At 35.3% G+C, this 2759-nt stretch carries 2 protein-coding genes; both read left to right on the forward strand.

Annotation, left to right across the window (positions count from 1 at the left end; all coding sequences use genetic code 11):
- Positions 1-402: 402 nt before the first annotated feature.
- Positions 403-762, forward strand: a complete 360-nt coding sequence (locus AC3DU7_RS30455) for a hypothetical protein (protein ID WP_488042976.1) — start codon at positions 403-405, stop codon at positions 760-762.
- Between the two features lies 1 nt (position 763).
- Positions 764-1849: a GUN4 domain-containing protein gene (locus AC3DU7_RS30460; RefSeq protein WP_488042977.1), complete on the forward strand. Its 1086-nt coding sequence runs from the start codon at positions 764-766 to the stop codon at positions 1847-1849.
- Positions 1850-2759: the final 910 nt, after the last annotated feature.

Consider the following 2759-nt stretch of genomic DNA (forward strand, 5'->3'; position numbering starts at 1 on the left):
CATGCGGACCCTCGTAAAGATGAGGTAATATTCCAGGAAGTAATTACGACTGTAGTAGAAGCGACGGCTAATTAGATTTTTGAAGAAGTTATCCAGGAGTGGCTCACAGGGATTATGGCACGGATATACGGATAGGGCAGGGAGTGGGGTAGTGGCTCACAGAGATTATGGCACGGATATACGGATAGGTCAGGGAGTGGGGGAGTGAGGAGTATTTTTCTACTTTTTTACCTTGTTGCATAAATGCGGGATAATTTTAATAGTTTTGTGGAATGGGCATCTTACCCGTTCCTGATATTTTCACCGCAGACAGGATGCCTGCCCCCACTTACTACTTGTCTGAAAAAATTGTTATAATAACCTAAGCTGAACTCATTTTTTATCTCAATAAAGAAATAAACGATGACATCTAATCAAACTGGTCCAACGGGCATCAATCACATGAGCGGTTGCGTGATTAAAGGCAACACAAAAGTTGCAGGAATTATTAACGAGGCCAAGCAGCAAAACTTAGCCAAGGCGACTGAAGAAGTGCAACAAATATTGCAGCAGTTGTCTCAAACGTACCCAATAGAGACTATCCAAGAGAAAGCAGCAGTAGCTGCCGAAGTTGTTAAGGAGATTGAAGCTAACCCAACTTTGAAAACTCGGTTGATTAGTGCTGCTAAAGAAGGAAGTTTAGCTTTGCTAGAGAAGAGTTTAGATAACGTAGTAGGTGCGACGATTGTTGGTGCAGTAAGAGGTTGGCAGGAGACTGAGTAAGATGGAAGAAAAAACTAACCAAAGTGGTGAATTTGGCATTAACAATATGAAAGGAGGAGAAATTAACCATTCTAAAATAGCTGGGGTTATAGGAGAGAATGTTACAATCAACAACTACTCTCAGTCTAATTTGTCCTCAATAGAAAGTAAAAAAAAGGAAGCTTTCGCAGCAGAAGAAGCTAAAAATTTTAAATCAGCAAAAGAACTCTGGCATATAATACTCGTTGCGACAGGTGGGCTAGATAAAGATGCAACCAACGCATTTCAAAGACTAGGCGCGCAGACGCAGCAAGAATACATAAATCTTTTAGATGAAGAAATAACAAACTTAAGAAAAAATCTGGCTGATAATCAGCAACAGCTAGGGTTAGAAAGACAGGAAGTTGAGTGCAAAATTAAACTCTTAGAAGAAAAACTAAAGCAAGCTCTAGAAAAGTCCCCTGAAAAAGCATCAGTTAAGGAAGTAAAGCTAGAGTCAGCTAGAGGAATTGACTACACAAAATTAGAATATTTGCTAGCAACAAAAGATTTTTTAAAGGCAGATGAAGAAACTGAGTTTCTCATACATAAAGTTTTAGGAAAAGAAATAGGAGATAAGCTTCGCGAAGATATTAATAGTTTTCCGTGCGAAGACTTGCGTACTATTGACCAACTGTGGTTAAAGTACAGTAATGAACGTTTTGGCTTTTCAGTTCAAAAGCAAATTTTTAAAGAATTAGGTGGCTTTCAAGTTTTTGAAGAAGCAAACGGATTTCTGGATAAGAATGAAAAAATGAAGAAAGAAACATGGGAAAACTTTGAAAGTCGTGTAGGATGGCGACAGTATCTAAAAAAACGAAAAGGAAGACTTTTCGGTCTTTTAGGCATACAAGAAAAATGGGTTTATGAGTTAACTGATTGGGAAAGCCTAAACTTTGCTACAACTGCACCGTTAGGACATCTGCCAGCAAAAATAAGTAGAAATAAGGAGTACGAGATTCATTACTATGGCGACAAATACGGTCCTCCAGGCAGCAAGCATATAGTTATCGAAAATATTTATATAGGAGTCAATATTTATTTTATTTTAACAAACTGTGGTTTATAGATTTGATGAAAATTTCAAAATTTAGATGATTAGCCCTCAATCGCTATAGTCAATCTGAACTAGACTTTCAAAAAAAAATACAGTAAAATAGGCTGAGATTATTATACATAATGGCTTTTACCTGAAAATGCTAAAAGCAATATTTTTCATGCTTTCTTCTTCCTTCTGCTATATATTCACTTAACTATAGTTGGGATTAAAAAAAAGGTATTAACCATCGTTACTTGATTTCTATTTAAGCTTAATTATAAGTCTCAGTAATGTATCTACCTCAAATGAGTCGCAGTCAAACCCCCTCTATAGAATTATTAAAGCGCTTAATCTTTTGTAATAAGTACCTCTACACTACTCCTATCAACAATTTTTTACTTTTGGTAACTAAGGTGCATACCTCAGAAAAGTTGTCGGTTATACAGAATTTAATTAATATATAAATATAGAGAAAAAGTTTTTTAATAAAATTTCTCTAATAAAATAGATGGATAATATACAACTATAAATCAAGAAATAATTGTTAGGGATCGATGTGATATAGATTGTCGATCATTAACAATAAATAACTTTTTCAAGGGAAAAATATAGTGATTTGCCTTGAGTATAAATTTGTGACAAAAATTGTATCCAAGCTGTACCGTAGCGCTATGAAACAGCTTGATTTGAAGCATTCAGCCGTCAGCTATCAGCTATCAGCTATCAGCTATTGCTTTTATTTTTAGATAAAAGCTTTACTAATTGAGGCAGAATTTATACTTAACTATAAAAGCTGGCTTTTAAGTCTATATTCACTAAAACCCCTCATGACAACTGACAGCTAATAGCTGTTTGCGCAGCATTCCGCAAGAAATGCTTACCTTAATTTTAGGAGAAATAAAAGCAATGCTAAAAACAGTAACAATTCAAAATAAGACTT

Source organism: Okeania sp., assembly GCF_983059655.1.

Excerpts from the sequence above, each read along its gene's own strand:
- AC3DU7_RS30455 (WP_488042976.1), top strand. The coding sequence starts at position 403 with ATGACATCTAATCAAACTGGTCCAACGGGCATCAATCACATGAGCGGT.
- AC3DU7_RS30460 (WP_488042977.1), top strand. The coding sequence starts at position 764 with ATGGAAGAAAAAACTAACCAAAGTGGTGAATTTGGCATTAACAATATG.